The sequence below is a fragment of the Xanthomarina sp. genome (assembly GCF_035306605.1).
Lineage (GTDB): Bacteria > Bacteroidota > Bacteroidia > Flavobacteriales > Flavobacteriaceae > Xanthomarina.
In genome coordinates, this window is the sequence record NZ_DATGNR010000004.1 from 32,772 (window position 1) to 52,125 (window position 19,354).

The following is a 19,354-nucleotide window of genomic DNA, read 5'->3' on the forward strand; positions in this document are numbered from 1 at the left end:
AAAACCTAATAGGAATTCTTATTTTTAGAAAACAATGAAACAGATAATTTATAGCGTACTTTTTATATTTTCAAGCGTGTGCTTTGCTCAAAACACCTCATTGTTTGATCAAGGAAACGCACTTTATAACGACGGAGAATACGAACAAGCCATTTTAAAATACGAGACTATTTTAGAAAATGGAGAACACTCCGCAGCTTTGTATTTCAATTTAGCAAATGCGCACTATAAATTAAACCATATTGCACCTAGCATTTATTATTATGAAAAAGCCTTGCAGCTTGCACCAAACGATAAGGAAATCAAAAACAATGCAGCCTTTGCTAAAAACATGACCATAGATGCAATTGGTACGGTACCAGAAGTTGGGCTTTCCCGATTTACAAAAAATCTTACCAATACCTATAGTTTTGATACTTGGGCAAAAATATCCATCGGCTTTATTGTGCTCTTTGTTGTGATGTTCTTAAGTTATTATTTCTCCTATTCAACAAATAAAAAGCGCTTGTCGTTTGTGGCTAGTATGACTTTCTTGATTTTAACCTGCCTTACCTTGACTTTGGCATTTCATAAACACAGTCTAGATGAAAGTGATAGACCTGCTATTGTTTTTGTTCAAGAAAGCCAAGTTAAAAGCGAGCCTAATTTACGAAGTTCAGAAGCTTTTATTTTGCATGAAGGAACCAAAGTTCAAATCTTGGATACCGTGAACAACTGGAAGAAAATTAAACTTTCAGATGGTAAAATAGGTTGGATTAGTAAAGAAGATATTAAAGCACTTTAATGTTAATTTAACATTAGGAAATTTTACAAAATTGTATATTTGGCGTTCGTTTTTATGATATTGAATGAATGAAGTTTCAATTTCAATTTATTTTACCTTAATTATCACCATTCTAATGGCAACGCCTTTGATTAGGAATGTGTTAGATAAATTTTTAGATATCTCGGTGCTTTTTAATGGGATTGAGGAGGAAAGAAAAGTCGGTAACGGTGTGGCGAAACAAAAAAGCACCCCTTTTTCCTTCGTTTATAACTCCACATTAAGTATTTTAAGGCTTCAAACAAAATATCATTGCTTAGAAAAATTAGTGGCGTATGACTTGGAAACAAAGATGATTCCGCCAATTATAGAATGCAATATTTAAAATACTAGGTTTTACCTAAGTCAACATAAGACCATAAATATATGATTAAAAAAGCCATTTTCTCCCCTATACAAAAGTATATTAAGATTGAAAGCCTAAGTGGATTTTTATTACTAGGAGCAACACTTTTAGCTCTAATTTGGGCTAACTCGCCATGGAGTCATGTTTATCAAGAAATATGGAATTATAAACTTGGTTTTACAAGCGAATCTTTTGAAGTAAACAAACCTTTAATTCTTTGGATTAACGATGGATTAATGGCTATTTTCTTCTTTTTAATTGGTTTGGAAATTAAAAGGGAGTTTTTAATTGGTGAACTTAATTCGGCCAAAAAGGTGGCCTTTCCTTTAGTAGGTGCTATTGGAGGTATGGCGTTTCCTGTCTTAGTTTATGTGCTTCTTAACGAAGACCCAAACACAGCCCACGGTTGGGGGGTGCCTATGGCTACAGATATTGCTTTTGCTTTGGCTGTATTAAACGTGTTAGGAAATCGAGTGCCACTGAGTTTGAAACTGTTTTTAATGGCATTTGCTATTGTGGATGATATTGGAGCGGTATTGGTTATTGCTATTTTTTATAGTGGTAATCTTGAAATAAACCTGCTGCTAATTGCTTTTGCAATATTAGCCGTAATGTATTTTCTTTCGCATAAAGGTCTTTATTTAAAATACACATTCTTAATTTTTGGAATTGTAATTTGGGTTTTATTCCTAAAATCTGGAATTCACCCTACTTTGGCCGGAATCTTACTAGCTTTTTCAGTGCCAATCCAACAAAATATTTCCACAAAATCCTTTATTGAGTATCTGGAAACAATCACGAAAAACTTAAAATCAGCTTCGGTACTTCAGAAATCTATTCTTTCCAAAGAACAGATTTATGAAATAGATAATCTCCAAACTTGGGCTACTAAATATCAGTCTCCATTACAACAATTAGAACATAGATTACACGATTGGGTAGCCTTTGTAATTATTCCAATTTTCGCATTGGCAAATGCCGGAGTGTCATTTAATAGTGGACATGGATTAGACTGGGACTTAATTATTCACCTTATGTTAAGTCTTATTGTGGGTAATTTTATTGGGGTAACCACGGTGGTGCTTGTCTCTCAAAAATTAAAAATAATTACCATACCAGCAGATATAAATAAAACTCATATTGTTGGAGTGTCATTTTTAGCGGGAATAGGGTTTACCATGGCCATTTTTATTGCTAGTTTGGCTTTTGAAGGTGATTTGAAGTCCGTAGATTCTGCTAAAATCGGAATTTTAATGGGTTCTGCTATCTCTGCAGTTATTGGTTATTTTATTTTATTATACAATGCAAAACGGACTTCTAAGGTAAATCCAGTTTAGTTTTTAAAGGAAATCTAAGTAGTTAGGGGTGGTGTAGCTTGTGAATTTCAATAATTAAGAATTTGATTGTTAGCCGATTTCATTTGTGTTTTTAGCTAAATGAAATTAATTCGTCCTTTTTCAAGCATTTTTAGCTAATTTTAGCCAATATTTTAAAAGAATAGTTCGCAACGGTCTTTTAAGATAAAACAAAACACTTACGATGAAATTAGATCAAGTTTTTAAGAACAACGAGCAATGGGTTAAAGATAAACTAGCCCTTAATCCTGATTACTTTACAGAATTGGGGGATGGACAAAATCCGGAATTACTTTTTATTGGATGTTCAGATAGTCGTGTGACAGCCGAAGAATTAATGGGTCTAGGTCCTGGTGATGTGTTTGTACACAGAAACATTGCTAATATGGTTATCAGTATCGATCTAAACGTCATGTCGGTTATTAACTATGCAGTAAATCAACTGGGTGTAAAACACGTGATAGTTTGTGGACATTATGGTTGTGGAGGAGTAAAAGCCGCTATGCAAGCAGCCGATTTAGGAATTTTAAATCCGTGGTTGCGTAATATTAGAGATGTTTACAGAATCCATCGAGAAGAGCTAAATAAAATTAGTTGTGATGAGGCACGTTATAACAAACTAATAGAATTAAATGTACAGGAACAGTGTGTAAATTTAATTAAAACGGCAGCCGTACAAAAAGGGATTAAACATAATGGACTGGAAGTGCACGGTTGGGTATTCGATGTGCATACAGGAAAATTAATAGACCTTAAAATAGATTTCGATAAATACTTAGAAGATATTAGAGAAATTTATCGTTTAGAATAATAAAAAAAAAGCCACTTTTAAAGTGGCTTTTTTTATAAGCTTTTCTATTCTTCAGGGTTTGGATGATGTTCTGTTTCTAAAGAAGCTTCCTTTTCAGACTTAATGACAAAAGGAAAAATTGAAGGAGCTACAGATTTTACCGGTTCGTATAGCATGGAACCTTCAGTATGCGCCTCGTCAAGAAAAGTAATGCTTGTGTTTAATTTGTGAAATACATTGAGGAGAACACTTAAAATCAAACCAATTTTTAACGCGCCAAATAAAGCTCCTAAAAGTTTATTTACAATGCCTAGGGCAGCAAAATCAGCCAGTTTGGTTAAAGCCTTCCCAGCTAGTGAAATAACAACTACAATGACTACAAATGTAATTGCAAACGCTGTAACGTTGATGGTTTTCTCATCCCATTCCACTTTTTCTGAAAGCATCTCGGCAGCGTAGAAACTAAAATGGATAGCGCCGTAAATACCAGCTATTAAAGCAACTAAAGAGGCAACTTCAACAAAGAATCCTTTTAGAAACCCGCGAACCAATCCAAGCAATATAAAGCCCAATAAAACAATGTCTATAACACCCATACTTATAATTTTAGAACTTGCTTCCTTTTCTTTTTGGTAGGAAAACACCCAAAACTACTTATTTCAACTCATTCTGAGGGACTAAAATTAATAAATTTAGCGTTTTGTGAAATTCTTTATTTCTGTAAATATAACTTAACTTTGCGGGAATTATTTTTAAGTTAAACTAACAGACTCCTGTTTTTATAGGAAATATACATGTCAAGAGACGAACAATTAAAAAGTAGATGGGAACTAGTTGTCCATAAACTATCCAAACAATTTGCAGATGGAGATCCTCTGGATTTAGATGCAATTATTTATTTAATTGGCGTCCAGGAATTGGGCCAATTTGATAGAAAATTTAAAAAAGACCATAAACTAGATTTAATGCATATTGCTATTTGTAGGCTCTTAGAACCTTACGGATATTATGAATTTGATTATTTTGATGATGAAGGCTGGCCACACTATATTACTAAGGAACAACTGCCAGTACTAAAAGCGGGGGAACAAAGTGTATTAATGAAAGAGGCCATTGTTAATTATTTCTTAGAATCTAAATATATAGAATAGTGAATTTTCATTTAAAAATGAAAATTTTGATTTTTTTTAAAAAAAAATTAGTTTCGCGACTTAATTTTAAATAATCAATAATTAAATCATGAAAAAACTAATTTTATTATTCAGTGTATTAGCACTAACATTCACTTCTTGTAGTAGTGATGACGATGCGGCGGCATCCCAAGATCAATTTATAGGAAATTGGAAGTATTATAAATTTTATGAAGATGATGTAGAGGTGCAACTAGGTCCATGTGATTATGAAACTCGTATTACGATTTCTGCTAATGGCACTTTTACTACGAAAGTTTATGATGGGAATTCAGCAGATGCTTGTGAGCTTGTTGAGACGACATCCGGAACTTGGGAAAATTTAGGTAATGGCATGTATTCAACAACCAGTGAAGGAGATACATTTGTTCAAGAAATTAAATTTGAAGATAATAGAATGTACCTTGATGAGGTCTTTGATGGAGTTGTTTACCGAGATGTTTTTATTAGACAATAATAAGATAGATTAATTTTAATACAAAAAAACTCCTTGCTTCAAGGAGTTTTTTGTGTTTTAAATTCATAAATTTGCACTCATTTTTAAACAGATCATGATAGATAAGATAAAAGAACTTATTGTAGAAGCAGAACACTTCCAAGCACAGTCCAAAGAGGAAATTGAGGCTTTTAGAATAAAATTTTTAGGAAAGAAAGGTCTTTTAAACGACTTTTTTGCTGAGTTTAAAAACGTTGCTAACGACCAGAAAAAAGAGTTTGGTCAAATTATTAACGCTCTTAAAAAAACAGCTGAGGATAAAGTTCAATCTTTAAAGGAAGAACTTGAAAGTAAAGAAGAAGTTAAAGGCGTTTATGGCGATCTGTCTCGCCCTGGCGAACCTATTGAAATTGGTGCTCGTCACCCTATATCTATCGTTAAAAATCAGATTATCGAAATCTTTTCTCGTATTGGTTTTAATGTAAGTGAAGGTCCTGAAATTGAGGATGATTGGCACAACTTTACAGCCTTAAATTTGCCAGAATATCATCCAGCAAGAGATATGCAGGATACCTTCTTTATTCAAACCAATCCGGATATTTTATTGCGTACACATACCAGTTCGGTACAAGTGCGTTATATGGAAAATAATAAACCTCCTATTAGAACCATTTCCCCTGGTAGAGTCTATAGAAATGAAGCTATTTCATCGCGTTCTCATTGCTTTTTCCATCAAGTTGAAGGTTTATACATTGATAAAAATGTGAGTTTTGCCGACTTAAAACAAACGCTTCAATATTTTACAACTGAAATGTTTGGGAAATCTAAAATCAGACTGCGTCCTTCTTATTTTCCATTTACTGAGCCAAGTGCTGAGGTAGATGTTTATTGGGGACTTGAAACCGAATCCGATTATCGAATAACCAAAGGAACTGGTTGGTTGGAAATTGGTGGGTGCGGTATGGTAGATCCGAATGTCCTAGAAAACTGTCAAATAGATCCGAAAGAATATTCTGGATTCGCCTTTGGTGTAGGTATCGATAGAATAGCCATGCTATTACATCAAATTAGCGATATCCGACTTTTAAGTGAAAATGACATACGCTTTCTAGATCAATTTAAATCAGCGCTTTAAATCCATCTCAATCTATTAGTTAATAGTATTTAACAATTTTTTAACTTCGCTTGGTTCGGTTGTTTCCGAACTTACTGTATCTTTGCAGGAAAATCCGTAATAATGGAGGCGAAATTATTGAAAGAAAAATATAAATTAGTTGAAAAGCTAGGGGTGCACTTCGAGAGCAAGGAGAACCTTGCGCCCGTGGCTGCGCGTATTTTAGCTTATATTATTCTTACAGGAAAAGTAGGGACTACCTTCGAAGATTTGGTGTCCAATTTATGTGCAAGTAAAAGCACCATCTCTACCCATTTAACCCATTTACAAAGTTTAGATAAAATAACTTATTTTACTAAAACTGGAGACAGGAAAAAGTATTTCATTATCAATTCTGCTAATTTCTTACAGAATATTGAAAACATGATAGCGCAATGGGAATTAGAAAAAAGTCTTCATCAAGAAATTTCATCATATAAATTACAAGTAAATCAAGCAGGAACAACAACGAATGAGCTTGAATTCGATTTAACATTTCACGATAAATACATAGAATTTTTAAAATCGGCAATTGCATCTATTTCAGATTTAAAAAAAAGAATAGTAGCCAACAACATTAAAACGCAACCCTAAAATGAAAAAAAACGCATTAAACATCCTTATTCCATGTGCTTTGGTATTAGTACTAACGAGCTGTGGTAAAAAACAAGCAGAACAAAAACCAGCCTACGTTATGCCGTATCCGGTTGTAAAGGTTGAGAAACAAGATGTCATTACTTATGATAACTTCCCAGCCACTATAGAAGGAAAAGTAAATAACCAGGTGCGCCCAAAGGTTGCAGGTTATATAAAAGAGGTGTTAGTAAAAGAGGGAGAAAGTGTTAAAAAAGGACAGCTATTATTTAGGTTAGAAACACAATCTTTAAGTCAAGATGCTAATGCCGCAAAAGCTAGTGTAAATGCAGCTCAAGTAGAGGTGAATAAATTAAAGCCTTTGGTTGATAAAAACATTATTAGCCCAGTGCAATTGGAAACCGCAAAAGCTCAATTATTACAAGCACAAAGTGCCTATAATAGTATTAATGCTAGTATAGATTATGCAAATATTAAGAGTCCAGTGGATGGGGTTGTGGGTTCAATAAATCACCGAGTTGGGTCCTTAGTTAGTGCTCAAGATCCATTGCCATTAACTAACGTTTCGGCAATTAGCGAGGTGTTTGCTTATTTCTCTATGAACGAAAAAGAATTTATTTCCTTTATGGCGGAGGCTAAAGGAGAAACAGCTGAAGAGAAATTAGAGAAACTTCCAGAAGTGAAATTACGTCTTGCAAATGGACAACTATATGAAAAACCTGGAAAAATAGAAACTATTAATGGGGATATCAATACCCAAACAGGAACCATAACTTTTAGAGCCAAATTTGATAATGCAATGGGCTTACTTAGAAACGGAAGTAGTGGGACTATTTTAGTTCCTAAAAGCTTTGAAAATGTAATAGTAATTCCATCTGAATCAACGTTTGAAAGACAAGGTAAAACTTTTGTTTATTCAGTAGTTAATGATTCTCTGGTAAACAAACCTGTGACAATTCTTAAAAATGCAGGTCGTTTATATATTTTAGAGAATGGCGTTGAAGTAGGTGAAACCATTTTGGCTAAAGGTCTTAATAAAGTAGGTCCTGGAACTAAAATCAAACCTATGTTAAAACCATTAGATAGTATTGTTAATTCATTTCAAACAGTCTTTAAATAAGCTTTATTATGATACAAAAATTTATTGAAAGACCAGTATTATCTACGGTAATATCCATCATCATCGTTATTTTAGGTGTTTTGGGTCTCTCTCAATTACCGGTGACACAATATCCAGATATTGCTCCTCCAACCGTTCAAGTTAATGCTAGTTATCCTGGAGCTAACGCAGAAACCATCCTGGAAAGTGTGGTGGTTCCTATTGAAGAGCAAATTAACGGGGTGGAAGGAATGACCTATATTACTTCAACTGCTAGTAACTCTGGTAGTGCTACCATTCAAGTGTTTTTTGAACAAGGCTACGATGCCGACATCGCAGCTGTTAACGTGCAAAACAGAGTAGCTAGAGCAAATGCTTTATTGCCAGCAGAGGTAATACGTGCAGGAGTAATTACACAAAAGCAACAAAACTCAGCCTTATTATTTGCTGCAGTATATTCTACAAATCCGGAATATGACGATACGTTTATTCAAAACTATCTAAATATTAATATCAAACCAGAAATACAACGTATTAATGGGGTAGGAGCTTTAAACGTTTTTGGAGCTAAAGATTACTCGATGCGTATTTGGTTAGATCCAGATAAAATGGCGGCCTATAAAATTGAGCCGAGAGATGTTACCAAAGCTATTAACGAGCAGAGTAAAGAAGCTGCTGCAGGTTCTTTTGGACAGAATGCTGGGGAGTCTTTTGAATATGTTGTAAAGTATAAAGGACGGTATAAGGAAGCTAAAGAATATGAGGACATCGTTATTAAAGCTCTAGGAAATGGACAGTTTCTAAGAGTTAAAGATGTAGCAAAAGTGGAATTAGATGCCTTTTCTTATTCTTCAATATCAAAAACAAATGGAAATTCAGCTGTAAACTTTGGAGTTTTCCAAACACCAGGTTCTAATGCTCAAGAAATTATTGAGGACATTTATAAAAAGTTAGAAGAGCTTAAAAAAGATTTCCCAGAAGGAGTGGATTACTTGATTAACTACGATACCAACAAGTTTTTAACAGCTTCTATTGATAAAGTAGTTTACACCTTATTAGAAGCCTTCTTATTGGTATTCCTTGTGGTATTTGTCTTTTTACAAGATTTTAAATCTACGTTAATACCTGCAATTGCAGTGCCTGTATCAATTATTGGTACCTTCTTTTTCTTAAATATTTTAGGCTACTCCATAAACCTTTTAACCTTATTTGCATTAATTCTAGCCATTGGTATTGTGGTGGATGATGCGATTGTGGTTGTAGAAGCCGTTCACGCCAAATTAGAAGAGGGCTACGATAACGCTAAAAAGGCATCAATTTCTGCCATGAGCGAAATTACTGGAGCTATTATTTCTATTACTTTGGTAATGATGGCGGTATTTATCCCAATTACTTTCATAAAAGGTCCTTCAGGAGTTTTTTATGAGCAGTTTGGGGTTACTTTAATGATCGCTATTTTTATCTCGGCTGTAAACGCCTTAACCTTAACGCCTGCTTTATGTGCTATTTTCTTAAAACCACATAAAGAGGATGATGGCAAAAAGAAATCGTATTTGCAACGTTTTTATGCGGCATTTAACGTAGGATTTAATGCAACAACAGCAAAATATACGAAATCCGTAGGCTTTTTAATAAGATACAAATGGATAACCTTGGTTATTTTAGCCCTAAGTATATTTGGAATTATTGCAGCAGACAAAATGATACCAACAGGGTTTGTTCCTGCTGAGGATAGAGGGATTATCTTCATGAATGCGGAATTACCTCCAGGTTCGTCCTTAGATAGAACATTTGAAGTCAATGAGGCTTTAAAAAATGTAGTTGATGAGGTAGAAGGAATTAAAGGAGCTTCGTTTATTAGCGGTAGAAACTTTTTCTCCGGTGAAGGTAGTTCTAATGCCATGGGCTTCATTATTCTTGACGATTGGGAAAATCGTGAAACCGATGCAACTTCTGTACAGGCCATTATAGGTCAGTTGTTTCAAAAATCAGCCATGATTCCTGATGCAAATATTATCTTTTTTACGCCTCCTAGTGTGCCTGGATTTGGTAACGCCGATGGTTTTGAAGTGCGTTTAATGGATAGAAATGCAAGACCGTTAACTGAATTGGATGATGCAGCAAACGAGTTTGTTAAACTATTAAATCAACAACCGGAAATTGCTTATGCATCCAACTCATTTAGTACCAATTTCCCACAGTTGGAATTAGATATCAATGTGGAAAGAGCGGAGGAGAATGGTATTTCAACGAGTGCTATTTTATCAGCTTTACAAGGATATATTGGAGGGAATTATGTAGCTGATTTTAGCCGTTTTGGAAAGCAATTTAGAGTCTATATGCAGGCTTTACCGGAAGATCGTGTGGATGAGTCTAGCTTAAATAGCATGCAAATTAAAACGCCTAGTGGAGAAATGACACCAATTTCACAATATGTTACCTTTAAGCGTGTATATGGTCCACAAACCGTAAATCGTTTCAACTTATTTAATGCGGTGACAGTCAATGGTGCTGCAACACCTGGATTTAGTTCCGGTGATGCTATTAAGGCTATTGACCAATTAGCAGAAAACAATTTACCAGAAGGTTATTCAGTGGCTTACTCTGGTATTACTAGAGAAGAAATTGCCTCAGCAGGACAGTCAACGATTATTTTCTTGATTAGTATCATGTTTGTTTATTTCTTATTGGCTGCACAGTACGAAAGCTATTTACTTCCATTGGTTATTATATTCTCATTACCAGTTGGAGTTGCAGGAGCTTATTTAACTACTTATTTTGCTGGTTTGGAAAATAATATTTACTTCCAAATTGCATTAATTATGTTGATAGGTTTATTAGCAAAGAATGCCATATTAATTGTGGAGTTTGCTATTCAAAGACGTCAAAATGGCTTGTCCATTGTCGAGGCAGCTATCGATGGAGCTAAAGTAAGATTACGTCCGATTTTAATGACATCCTTTGCATTTATTTTGGGTATTACACCATTAGTGCTGGCAAAAGGAGTTGGAGCTGTGGGTAACAACTCAATTGGAACAGGAGCTGTAGGTGGATTGTTAGTTGGAACTATTGTTGGGGTTTTTGTTATTCCTGTACTGTTTGTTGTTTTCCAATGGTTACAAGAAAAAATCACTGGAGCTCCAAAAGTCGTAAATCAAGAAATTAAAGAATAATTAGGATGAAAAAAATTGTAAATAAAAGATGGATTTCTAGAGTTATGGTTTTTGGATTGCTAGCCATAACAATGCAAAGTTGTTTGGTAGCTAAAGACTATGAAAGACCGGAATTAAAAGACGAAACTGAAAACTTGTATCGTACAGATAACCTTCCAACTGATAGTCTGTCCATGGCAGATGTATCTTGGAAAGAGGTGTTTACCGATCCATATTTAACCCAATATATTGAAGAAGGCCTTCAAAATAATATCGATATTAGAATAGCCATACAGCAAATTATGGCGGGTGAAGCTTATATGAAACAAGGAAATGCAGGTTATTTACCATCCCTAAACGGACAGGCGTCTGCCGCTTACCAAGAACTGTCTAAAAACGGACAGTTTGGTGGTGGATCCATGGAAAACTACGATGCGGTCCTAGCACTTTCTTGGGAAGCTGATATCTGGGGAAAAATTAGAAGCAACAAACGAGCATTTCATGCGGGATATTTAAAAAGTATTGCTGCTCATAAAGCCGTAAAAACTAGACTTGTTGAAAATATTGCAACGACTTATTATAGTTTAGTGGCTTTAGATGCACAGTTGAAAATTTTAAATGAAACCGTAGAAACTCGTGAAAAAACAGTTTCAACAATTCAAGCGCTTAAGGATGCAGGTCAGGTAACTCAAGTGGCCGTAGACCAAAACGTGGCACAATACAATAATGCCAAAGCTTTAGAAATTGAAGTGCAAGCAGAAATTTTTAAATTAGAAAATACCTTAAGCATTTTGTTGGCTAAGCAACCACAACACTTTGAAAGAAGTACCTTGGACGAGCAAGCCATTACTACTGAAATGAAATTGGGTGTGCCTTATTTATTGTTACGTAATAGACCAGATGTTATTGCTGCCGAAAGTGAATTTATTCAATCGTTTGAATTGACCAATGTAGCGCTATCAAACTTCTACCCATCATTAACATTAAGTGCGGCTGGTGGTTTTCAAAGTATGGAATTTCAAAATTGGTTTAATACCAATTCCTTATTTGCTAATTTAGTAGGAGGTTTAACGCAACCTATCTTTAATCAACGTAAGGTTAGAACACAATACGAAGTGTCTCAAGCTAAACAAGAGCAAGCTTTATTAAATTTTAAAAATACCTTATTAATAGCCGGAAAAGAAGTTTCAGATGCTTTGTATAGCTACCAAGCTGAAGTGGATAAATTTGAATACCGTGAAAACGAAGTGGAAGCACTTAGACGTGCTGAAACCAATTCAGAAGAGTTATTGGATAACGGATACGCAAATTATCTAGATTTATTAACAGCTAGAGAAAGCGTGTTACGAGCAGAAATTAACTCCATCAATAATAAACTACAACAATTGTTATCTGCGGTACGTTTATATAGATCCTTAGGTGGAGGATGGCAATAAGTCTGAAAGTTAAGGAACTCGAATTTTTATTTGATGGATGGATTACAAATAGGATTATAATATGAAAAAAGACATTCAAATTCCAAAGGTTGAAAATGTGTATTTAGCAATTGTTAACGAATACAACGAAATTTATAAAACCCAAGATTGGAATGCGTATATTATTAACGATAAGGACGTCGATTTAGAGATGGTTCTAATTGTATCGAGTGGCTATTCTGAAGATAAAAAAACAGCTGTTTTTAGAAAAAAAATTGAAAGACTTCCTGCAAAAAGCTATGCGAAAATAGAGCTTTTGCAGGAGGATCTTTTCGCTTTAAACAACACCTTTAAAGTGTCTTATTTTGAAGGGAACACCATGTACGATAAAACGTATCTGTTCAGAAAGAACACCATTAACCTTAAGGCCTTACAGCCGCTTCCTTTAATGGATGCTAGAGGTGTTTTGGTCAAGTAGTCCCTGTGCTGCCCCGGTTGGGAATATGGCAAACATGTAGAGCCATGAGCCAAAATAGGTTAATTTTTAGTCTTATATAATTGATTTTATTAGCATAAATAAAAACCATCAATCAATTAACCTATCTTTGCGCAACTAAATAACAAGATGGCTTTTACATTACTTTCATCACCTTTACAGGGTTTTACAGATTTTAGATTTCGTAATGCCTTCAATCACTACTTTGGCGGAATTGATACCTTTTACGCACCTTATATTCGACTAAATGGAAAGCTGAAAATCAAGCAATCTTATCAAACCGATTTATTGCCAGAAAACAACGCCACCATAGAGGTAATTCCCCAAGTAATTACTAACGATCCAGACGAGTTTATATTTGTTGCCAAATACGTACAAAGTTTAGGCTATAAGGAATTGAACTGGAACCTAGGTTGCCCATATCCTATGGTGACTAAATCAGGAATGGGGTCTGGTTTAATTTGCCAACCTTCAAGAATTAACGAAGTGCTACAACGAGCGCATAGTGAAACGGATATTTTGGTGTCTATGAAAATGAGGATGGGATACGAAAATGCTGAAGAAATTCTTGATGCCTTTCCTATTTTAGATCAGTACCCGCTAAAAAATATTGCTATTCATGCAAGAATTGGAAAACAGCTTTATAAAGGACCAGTCAATTTAGAGGCATTTGAAGCGTGTATTAGTAACACCAAACATAAGTTGTATTACAACGGCGATATTACAAGTGTTTCTGCTTTTAAAGCTATTAAAAAACGATTTCCAAGTATCGATCATTTTATGATTGGTCGTGGCTTAATTGCCGATCCTTTTTTACCCAGTATGATAAAAAATAACACCACGGAATATCCTGAAAACCGATGGGCTATTTTTTCTGAATTTCATGATACCATCTACCAACAATACGATGCGTATTTGTCCGGGCCAACGCCTATAAAAATGAAAATGCTAGGCTTTTGGGAATTCTTTGCTCAATCTACGTCCAACCCACATAAGACCTATAAAGCCATAAAAAAGGCAACAAACCCTGTAAAATATAGGCAGGCAGTGGATCAAATAATAAAAACAGAAATGAAATTTAAAGGCGCGTTCTAAATCAAGCCCCAAGTATGCTCTTTTTTCCAAAAAAAAATTAAAGCACGCGTGATTAATCTAACTTATCGGCTAACTTTTTAAACGTCGTCTTAGGATCTTTATCTTCATATAAAACAGCGTATACTGCACTAATTATAGGAATACGAGTCTTCTTTTTGGCTTTTTCATTGATTAAAAAGGCGCTTTTTGTAGCGTAATAACCTTCGGCTATCATGCTCATTTCCATTTGAGCAGATTTAACCGTGTAGCCCTTACCAATCATGTTTCCAAACATTCTGTTTCTCGAAAAAAGGGAGTACCCTGTTACTAATAAATCGCCTAAATAGGCCGAGTTATTAATGTTGCGTTTCATTTTATGGGTTTTCTTAATAAAACGCTTCATTTCTCGAATGGCGTTGCTCATTAACACGCTTTGGAAATTATCGCCATAACCCAAACCATGTGCAATACCTGCAGCAATAGCATAAATATTCTTTAACATTACGGCATATTCAGTACCAATAACATCATCACTAATCTTGGTTTTTATGTAGTTGCTTGAAAATTTATCGGCTATGTCCTGTGCTTTTTTAGCATCAGCACACGAAATGGTTAAATAAGATAAACGCTCGAGTGCAACTTCTTCCGCATGACAAGGCCCAGCTATAACAGCAATATTTGTAAAAGGAACTTTATAAATATCATGAAAATGCTCGCCTACCAGTAAGCCCGATTCAGGAATTATTCCTTTTACCGCAGATACAATGGTTTTTTTGGAAACATCTTCTGTAATTTTTTCCAATTCAGAGTACATAAAAGCCGATGGGATAACAAATATTAACACATCAGCATAGGCTACCATGTCGTTAATATCGTTACTTAATTTAAGCTGTTTTATATTAAATTCAACCGAACTTAAATAACTCGGATTGTGTTGTTCTTTAAGTAAATGTTCTTTGGTGTACACACTTCGCATATACCAACCTACTTCATCTAAATTTTCGCACAGCATTTTTACAATGGCTGTTGCCCAACTTCCAGAACCAAAAACGGCGTATTTTAATGGTTTTTCCATATATCTTCTCAAATTTACAAGATTCAAAAATACATAAAAATTAAATCTTTTAACTCCTTTAAAACAAAACCCTAGGAATTTTTGGCACGTGTTTTGAATTCAATTACATAGTAACTTTAAATTGAAGGCTTATGAAAACGTTAAAACTACTTTTAGGATTTGCATTAATTGCAACACTATTTACATCTTGTTATACAGAAGACGATGTGTATATAAACAATTACAATCCACAGCCTTCTATTTCGTTAAATCAACTGTTAAACTCTTACGAGTTGTGGTATGTTGATATTAATCAAACTATTGGCTACGGAGAAATTCCATTCTTACAAATGGCATTTACCTTATCTTATAGAAATGGAACACTTTACGCTAACAATAACTTAGTTGGTTTTGGTAGCCAAGGTAATGGGTTTGGAATTCCTGTAGGAGATTATGATGCTTATAGTAACATCTTGGATGTGTATCATGTACTTGATGGTTTTGTAACTTTTGATGTGTATCAAATAAACAACAATACCATTGAATTGTACAACCCACATAGTGATACCTCTTACTTTTTAAAAGGATATCAACGAGCTAATTTCGATTACGACTTTGTGTTTTACGACAACATTCATTACTTCTTACAGGAATATAAAGCTTGGGAAAAAACCTATACCAGCCAATCAGGAACTATTAACGAGTTTGATAACGAGAACTATTTACAATTCTTAGCGGGTGGGAATGATTCTGAATTTAGAAGTTCTCAAGATTATGGAATCAATAATCCAGATAATATTTACTGGGATTACACAGGTATTTATGGGGTTAACAACATTCCTGGAAACATGTATTTAAAAACATTAAGCTTGAATTACGATTACTATGGAAACGAGTTTTTTGAGCTAAGTGTTATTAATGATGGAAGAATAAGATTGTTCCATACAGCCTCAGGAACTACATACGAATTTACTGGTAGAGGTTATATTCAGTTTTTAAGAACTACGGCTGAAGGAAAACAAATAGAAGCTCGTAAAATGCGTAAATTCAAAAGCGAAAGAAAAGAAAATCCTAGAGAAAACACAAGAGTATAGTTTGAATTAGTTAATAATAGGACTGTTTGTTGGATAAAAGCAACAAGCAGTTTCTATTTTTTTAATCAGTTTAATCTCTGAATAAATAGGAATTTTAAAAGAAATTATTGAACTTTATATAATTATTAAAAAAACACTTAAAAAATTAAATTATGGGATTATTTTCATTTATTAAAGATGCAGGAGCGAAAGTTTTTGGAATTGGTAAAACAGCAGCCGAAGAAGCGGCAGATAAAGCAGCAGATGCTGCTACAGCAAAATTGAATGCCGAAAAAGCAGCAGCTAATAACCTAAAGGAAACGGTTAACGATTTACAACTTCAAGTTGAAAACTTAGAGATTCATATTGAAGATGATAAAGCAACTATTTCTGGTGCAGCTTACGATCAGGCTACAAAAGAAAAAGTGATTTTAGTAGTTGGAAACTCTAATGGAATTGCTTCGGTCGACGATCAAATGACCGTTGAAAACCCAGAACCAGAAGCTCAGTTTCATACAGTAGTAAGTGGAGACACTTTAGGAAAAATCGCAAAAAAATTCTATGGTAACGCCATGAAATATCCAGTAATTTTTGAAGCAAATAAACCAATGCTTAAGGATCCAGATTTAATTTATCCAGGGCAAGTTTTGCGTATACCTGCTTTAGACTAGAGGTTTATAAAACATATGGACAAACGTCAGCTTTTAAAGTTGACGTTTTTTTTGACCTTAATATTAACTTTAGATGGAATGACTTTAAAAACTTAAGTTTATATTTGTGGCTTCATTTAAAAACAAAAAATAAATATACAAATGATGAAAAATATAATGTTAATTGCTTGCCTGCTTACAGGTTACTTAGTAAACGCACAGGTTTTTACAGGAAGTGGAGATACTAAAATGCAAATTGGAACGAGTATTCAAGAACGTGCTACGGGATTGTACATGAGTTTCGATTATGGCTTGGGAGAAAACTTCTCTGTAGGAGCGGTTTCATCTTACGCCATAGGTGTTGCTAGTAATACAGATGCTGAATTTTATGATCGTTTCGATGTTAAAGCGCGTTTCAATGCCAATATTGGTAACGTTTTAAATATTGATGAAAACTTCGATTTATATCCAGGTATTAACTTCAGTATGAAGAATTTTGGTGGACATGTTGGTGCTAGATATTTCTTCTCAAAAGGATTTGGTCTGTTTACTGAAGCAGCCTTCCCTTTCGCAAAATATGATAACGACGACAAATCGAATGCTCATAAAATCAACAATCAGTTAACAGTGAATGTTGGAGCTGTTTTTAATTTAAATTAAAACACTACAGCTACTAAGAGCGACTCTTAAAAGTAAACGAATAAAAACGCCTTAGCTTCAAAATTAGAATGCTAAGGCGTTTTTTATGTTCTACTGTTATTTTTAAGAACAGTCGAAAAATCTAACTATTTAATTACTTTTTACCCAACCAATGCTCTCTTTGGGTTTTAAGTTTTTTATTCAACGACGTTTTGTTAACTTCCATTAAATTAATACCATAAGCAGGGTCTGCTTGAAGTGTTAAAGTAGTAGTTTTAGTTTTTCCAAAGCGCTCAAAAGTAACTTCAACTTGATCGTTTACTTGATAACTGTTTAGCAAAACATTTAAATCAGTTCCTTCAGTAAGTTCTGTGCCTCCAATTTTTAAAAGTTTATCACCCTTCTGAAGTCCTGCCATATAAGCTGTTGAGTTGTTAAGTGGGTTACTAACTAATTTCCCATATCTCACATAAACCCCTAGAGTTACTTGAAGTTTGTCTTGACTTAAATGAACACCAACGGTTTCAAATAAATGCTTGAAATCGGGCATGCCACTTTTATAAATATATGTGTTAAAGAACTGGTCCCCGAATTCCTTTCCAGCGTATGTGTTTAAAGTTTCATGTAGGTTCGCAACCGTATAGCCAATTTCAGTTTTGCCATATTTTTGCCAAACTAAAGCCATAAAATCATCTAAATTCAAGCCTTTTTCTCTTAACGATAAATCCAAGGCTAATCCTAACATGCTCCCATAAGAATAGTAAGAAATAAAAGTGTTCTCTCTATTGGTTTCATCTACCGATTTGGCGGCATCTACAAAAGGTGCATGGTAACTCATTTCTATCGGATTGAAATAATCGCGACCAGGAGAATTCCAAACATAATTAAAGGTTCTTGTTAATCCTGTAAGGTAATTTTCTTGCGAAGTAATACCAGCACGACACATGGTTAAATCGTCGTAATAACTTGTAAATCCTTCAGCAAACCATAATTCTCCACTCATATTAGCTGCTTCAAATCTAAAAGGCTCTAAACTTTTAGGACGAATTCGCTCTACATTCCAAATATGAAAAAACTCATGGGAAACGGTTCCAATATTTTGTTCTACTCCGCCATGAGCTAAACTACGAGAGCTAGTTACATAAGTCGAATTTCTGTGCTCCATACCATCACCGCTAGCATTTGGCATATAACAAGCCAGAAAGGTATATTCGCCATAATCGAATGTAGGTAATTCTCCAAAAACAGCTTTTTGCTGAATAGCAATGCTTTTCACGTCCTCAAAATACCGGTCCAAATCAGCATCTGAAGCCGCATCGTCGTGTAGAATCAATTTGATGGTCTGCCCATCAAGTTGAAAGGAACGCGTTCTGAAATCGGCAATTTCTGTTGGACTATCCATAAAATACTGGAAGTCCTTAGCGTAATAAGTATGGTCTTTAATATGTTTTAACTGGGTAGCTACTTTCCAATTTAAATCTTCACGAACATTAAAAGTGACTTCAATTTCCTTTTCAGATAACTCAGGAACATACATAAAAGTAGCCGGAATGTTTAAGTGTGCATGGGTTTCATCTACTTGCGCGTAGGTGCCATCGCCATGGTTCGCGAATAGGGTATAACTAACATGAATCGTTCCGTCATGTCCAGAAACGTGCCAAGCGTAAGGGTTGGGTCTAGTTACCTCTAAAACCTGTCCTTTGCTATCGGTAGCGTGTACGTTATAAATGTTTTTAGCAAACTCGTGAAGAGCATATCGTCCAGGTGATGACCGTGCAATTCTAAGTTCAACCGTTTGGGCGCTTAAATCTTTAAAAGTGGCTTGAATATGAGCTTCATGATGGACAGCATTTTCAAATGAAATAAGATAATTTGAAGATACTTGAGCATGTACAAGCATGGAAAAAAGAAAAACTAAAAGGGATAATTGTGTTTTTTGCATGGATATAAATTTAAATGACTAAGATACGATGTTTTTAAATGTTTCATTATTTATAGAAGTAAAACTGATTGGT

19 protein-coding genes are annotated in these 19,354 nt (G+C 34.5%); 16 read left to right on the plus strand and 3 right to left on the minus strand.

Features of this window, described 5'->3' with window-relative positions; all coding sequences use genetic code 11:
- The first annotated feature begins 34 nt into the window (after nucleotides 1-34).
- The 4 genes from VKY41_RS00415 to VKY41_RS00430 all read left to right on the plus strand — a co-directional run bounded on the left by VKY41_RS00415 (nucleotide 35) and on the right by VKY41_RS00430 (nucleotide 3,335).
- Entirely contained in the window at nucleotides 35-784 is a 750-nt protein-coding gene (locus tag VKY41_RS00415; protein WP_500812455.1) for a tetratricopeptide repeat protein, read from the plus strand.
- 115 nt (nucleotides 785-899) lie between these two features.
- The gene (locus VKY41_RS00420) at nucleotides 900-1,148 is read left to right on the plus strand and encodes a hypothetical protein (RefSeq protein WP_500812456.1); all 249 of its coding nucleotides are present in this window, start codon (nucleotides 900-902) and stop codon (nucleotides 1,146-1,148) included.
- Nucleotides 1,149-1,189: 41 nt separating this feature from the next.
- A complete protein-coding gene (gene nhaA / locus VKY41_RS00425) occupies nucleotides 1,190-2,506 on the plus strand; it encodes a Na+/H+ antiporter NhaA (protein ID WP_500812457.1) in 1,317 nt (438 codons plus the stop codon).
- Between the two features lie 202 nt (nucleotides 2,507-2,708).
- Nucleotides 2,709-3,335 carry a carbonic anhydrase gene (locus VKY41_RS00430; protein ID WP_500812458.1) on the plus strand — a complete coding sequence of 209 codons (627 nt, stop codon included), beginning with the start codon at nucleotides 2,709-2,711 and terminating at the stop codon, nucleotides 3,333-3,335.
- Between the two features lie 44 nt (nucleotides 3,336-3,379).
- Here the strand turns inward: VKY41_RS00430 and VKY41_RS00435 are convergent, their stop codons facing one another.
- Nucleotides 3,380-3,910: a CvpA family protein gene (locus VKY41_RS00435; RefSeq protein ID WP_500812459.1), complete on the minus strand. Its 531-nt coding sequence runs from the start codon at nucleotides 3,908-3,910 to the stop codon at nucleotides 3,380-3,382.
- A gap of 198 nt (nucleotides 3,911-4,108) precedes the next feature.
- Between VKY41_RS00435 and VKY41_RS00440 the strand changes: the two genes are divergently transcribed.
- From VKY41_RS00440 to VKY41_RS00480, 9 genes are all read left to right on the plus strand, one after another.
- The gene (locus VKY41_RS00440) at nucleotides 4,109-4,465 is read left to right on the plus strand and encodes a hypothetical protein (RefSeq protein WP_500812460.1); all 357 of its coding nucleotides are present in this window, start codon (nucleotides 4,109-4,111) and stop codon (nucleotides 4,463-4,465) included.
- Nucleotides 4,466-4,553: 88 nt separating this feature from the next.
- Nucleotides 4,554-4,961, plus strand: a complete 408-nt coding sequence (locus VKY41_RS00445) for a lipocalin-like domain-containing protein (protein WP_500812461.1) — start codon at nucleotides 4,554-4,556, stop codon at nucleotides 4,959-4,961.
- Between the two features lie 94 nt (nucleotides 4,962-5,055).
- Entirely contained in the window at nucleotides 5,056-6,075 is a 1,020-nt protein-coding gene (gene pheS / locus VKY41_RS00450; protein ID WP_500812462.1) for a phenylalanine--tRNA ligase subunit alpha, read from the plus strand.
- A gap of 102 nt (nucleotides 6,076-6,177) precedes the next feature.
- A complete protein-coding gene (locus VKY41_RS00455; protein ID WP_500812463.1) occupies nucleotides 6,178-6,687 on the plus strand; it encodes a GbsR/MarR family transcriptional regulator in 510 nt (169 codons plus the stop codon).
- A gap of 1 nt (nucleotide 6,688) precedes the next feature.
- The gene (locus tag VKY41_RS00460; protein ID WP_500812464.1) at nucleotides 6,689-7,807 is read left to right on the plus strand and encodes an efflux RND transporter periplasmic adaptor subunit; all 1,119 of its coding nucleotides are present in this window, start codon (nucleotides 6,689-6,691) and stop codon (nucleotides 7,805-7,807) included.
- Between the two features lie 8 nt (nucleotides 7,808-7,815).
- On the plus strand, nucleotides 7,816-10,959 hold the full coding sequence (locus tag VKY41_RS00465) for an efflux RND transporter permease subunit (protein WP_500812465.1): 3,144 nt from the start codon (nucleotides 7,816-7,818) through the stop codon (nucleotides 10,957-10,959).
- Between the two features lie 5 nt (nucleotides 10,960-10,964).
- Nucleotides 10,965-12,374 (plus strand): efflux transporter outer membrane subunit, encoded by a 1,410-nt coding sequence (locus VKY41_RS00470; RefSeq protein ID WP_500812466.1) that lies wholly within the window; start codon nucleotides 10,965-10,967, stop codon nucleotides 12,372-12,374.
- 61 nt (nucleotides 12,375-12,435) lie between these two features.
- The gene (locus tag VKY41_RS00475) at nucleotides 12,436-12,831 is read left to right on the plus strand and encodes a hypothetical protein (protein WP_500812467.1); all 396 of its coding nucleotides are present in this window, start codon (nucleotides 12,436-12,438) and stop codon (nucleotides 12,829-12,831) included.
- A 147-nt stretch (nucleotides 12,832-12,978) separates the two neighbouring features.
- The gene (locus VKY41_RS00480) at nucleotides 12,979-13,944 is read left to right on the plus strand and encodes a tRNA dihydrouridine synthase (protein WP_500812468.1); all 966 of its coding nucleotides are present in this window, start codon (nucleotides 12,979-12,981) and stop codon (nucleotides 13,942-13,944) included.
- 52 nt (nucleotides 13,945-13,996) lie between these two features.
- Here the strand turns inward: VKY41_RS00480 and VKY41_RS00485 are convergent, their stop codons facing one another.
- Nucleotides 13,997-14,998 carry an NAD(P)H-dependent glycerol-3-phosphate dehydrogenase gene (locus VKY41_RS00485; RefSeq protein ID WP_500812469.1) on the minus strand — a complete coding sequence of 334 codons (1,002 nt, stop codon included), beginning with the start codon at nucleotides 14,996-14,998 and terminating at the stop codon, nucleotides 13,997-13,999.
- A gap of 131 nt (nucleotides 14,999-15,129) precedes the next feature.
- Between VKY41_RS00485 and VKY41_RS00490 the strand changes: the two genes are divergently transcribed.
- The 3 genes from VKY41_RS00490 (at nucleotide 15,130) to VKY41_RS00500 (ending at nucleotide 17,360) form a co-directional block, all read left to right on the plus strand.
- Nucleotides 15,130-16,071 carry a nicotinic acid mononucleotide adenyltransferase gene (locus tag VKY41_RS00490; protein ID WP_500812470.1) on the plus strand — a complete coding sequence of 314 codons (942 nt, stop codon included), beginning with the start codon at nucleotides 15,130-15,132 and terminating at the stop codon, nucleotides 16,069-16,071.
- Nucleotides 16,072-16,223: 152 nt separating this feature from the next.
- On the plus strand, nucleotides 16,224-16,721 hold the full coding sequence (gene lysM / locus VKY41_RS00495; protein WP_500812471.1) for a peptidoglycan-binding protein LysM: 498 nt from the start codon (nucleotides 16,224-16,226) through the stop codon (nucleotides 16,719-16,721).
- Nucleotides 16,722-16,862: 141 nt separating this feature from the next.
- Nucleotides 16,863-17,360, plus strand: coding sequence for a DUF6646 family protein (locus VKY41_RS00500; RefSeq protein ID WP_500812472.1), 498 nt, complete (start codon nucleotides 16,863-16,865; stop codon nucleotides 17,358-17,360).
- Between the two features lie 133 nt (nucleotides 17,361-17,493).
- Here VKY41_RS00500 and VKY41_RS00505 read toward each other — a convergent pair whose 3' ends face one another.
- A complete protein-coding gene (locus tag VKY41_RS00505) occupies nucleotides 17,494-19,281 on the minus strand; it encodes a M61 family metallopeptidase (protein WP_500812473.1) in 1,788 nt (595 codons plus the stop codon).
- Between the last annotated feature and the right edge of the window lie 73 nt (nucleotides 19,282-19,354).

Bases quoted from the DNA above. Each gene is read 5' to 3' on its own strand.
- VKY41_RS00415 (WP_500812455.1), top strand. From the start codon at position 35: ATGAAACAGATAATTTATAGCGTACTTTTTATATTTTCAAGCGTGTGC.
- VKY41_RS00420 (WP_500812456.1), top strand. From the start codon at position 900: ATGGCAACGCCTTTGATTAGGAATGTGTTAGATAAATTTTTAGATATC.
- nhaA (WP_500812457.1), top strand. From the start codon at position 1,190: ATGATTAAAAAAGCCATTTTCTCCCCTATACAAAAGTATATTAAGATT.
- VKY41_RS00430 (WP_500812458.1), top strand. From the start codon at position 2,709: ATGAAATTAGATCAAGTTTTTAAGAACAACGAGCAATGGGTTAAAGAT.
- VKY41_RS00435 (WP_500812459.1), bottom strand. From the start codon at position 3,910: ATGGGTGTTATAGACATTGTTTTATTGGGCTTTATATTGCTTGGATTG.
- VKY41_RS00440 (WP_500812460.1), top strand. From the start codon at position 4,109: ATGTCAAGAGACGAACAATTAAAAAGTAGATGGGAACTAGTTGTCCAT.
- VKY41_RS00445 (WP_500812461.1), top strand. From the start codon at position 4,554: ATGAAAAAACTAATTTTATTATTCAGTGTATTAGCACTAACATTCACT.
- pheS (WP_500812462.1), top strand. From the start codon at position 5,056: ATGATAGATAAGATAAAAGAACTTATTGTAGAAGCAGAACACTTCCAA.
- VKY41_RS00455 (WP_500812463.1), top strand. From the start codon at position 6,178: ATGGAGGCGAAATTATTGAAAGAAAAATATAAATTAGTTGAAAAGCTA.
- VKY41_RS00460 (WP_500812464.1), top strand. From the start codon at position 6,689: ATGAAAAAAAACGCATTAAACATCCTTATTCCATGTGCTTTGGTATTA.
- VKY41_RS00465 (WP_500812465.1), top strand. From the start codon at position 7,816: ATGATACAAAAATTTATTGAAAGACCAGTATTATCTACGGTAATATCC.
- VKY41_RS00470 (WP_500812466.1), top strand. From the start codon at position 10,965: ATGAAAAAAATTGTAAATAAAAGATGGATTTCTAGAGTTATGGTTTTT.
- VKY41_RS00475 (WP_500812467.1), top strand. From the start codon at position 12,436: ATGAAAAAAGACATTCAAATTCCAAAGGTTGAAAATGTGTATTTAGCA.
- VKY41_RS00480 (WP_500812468.1), top strand. From the start codon at position 12,979: ATGGCTTTTACATTACTTTCATCACCTTTACAGGGTTTTACAGATTTT.
- VKY41_RS00485 (WP_500812469.1), bottom strand. From the start codon at position 14,998: ATGGAAAAACCATTAAAATACGCCGTTTTTGGTTCTGGAAGTTGGGCA.
- VKY41_RS00490 (WP_500812470.1), top strand. From the start codon at position 15,130: ATGAAAACGTTAAAACTACTTTTAGGATTTGCATTAATTGCAACACTA.
- lysM (WP_500812471.1), top strand. From the start codon at position 16,224: ATGGGATTATTTTCATTTATTAAAGATGCAGGAGCGAAAGTTTTTGGA.
- VKY41_RS00500 (WP_500812472.1), top strand. From the start codon at position 16,863: ATGATGAAAAATATAATGTTAATTGCTTGCCTGCTTACAGGTTACTTA.
- VKY41_RS00505 (WP_500812473.1), bottom strand. From the start codon at position 19,281: ATGCAAAAAACACAATTATCCCTTTTAGTTTTTCTTTTTTCCATGCTT.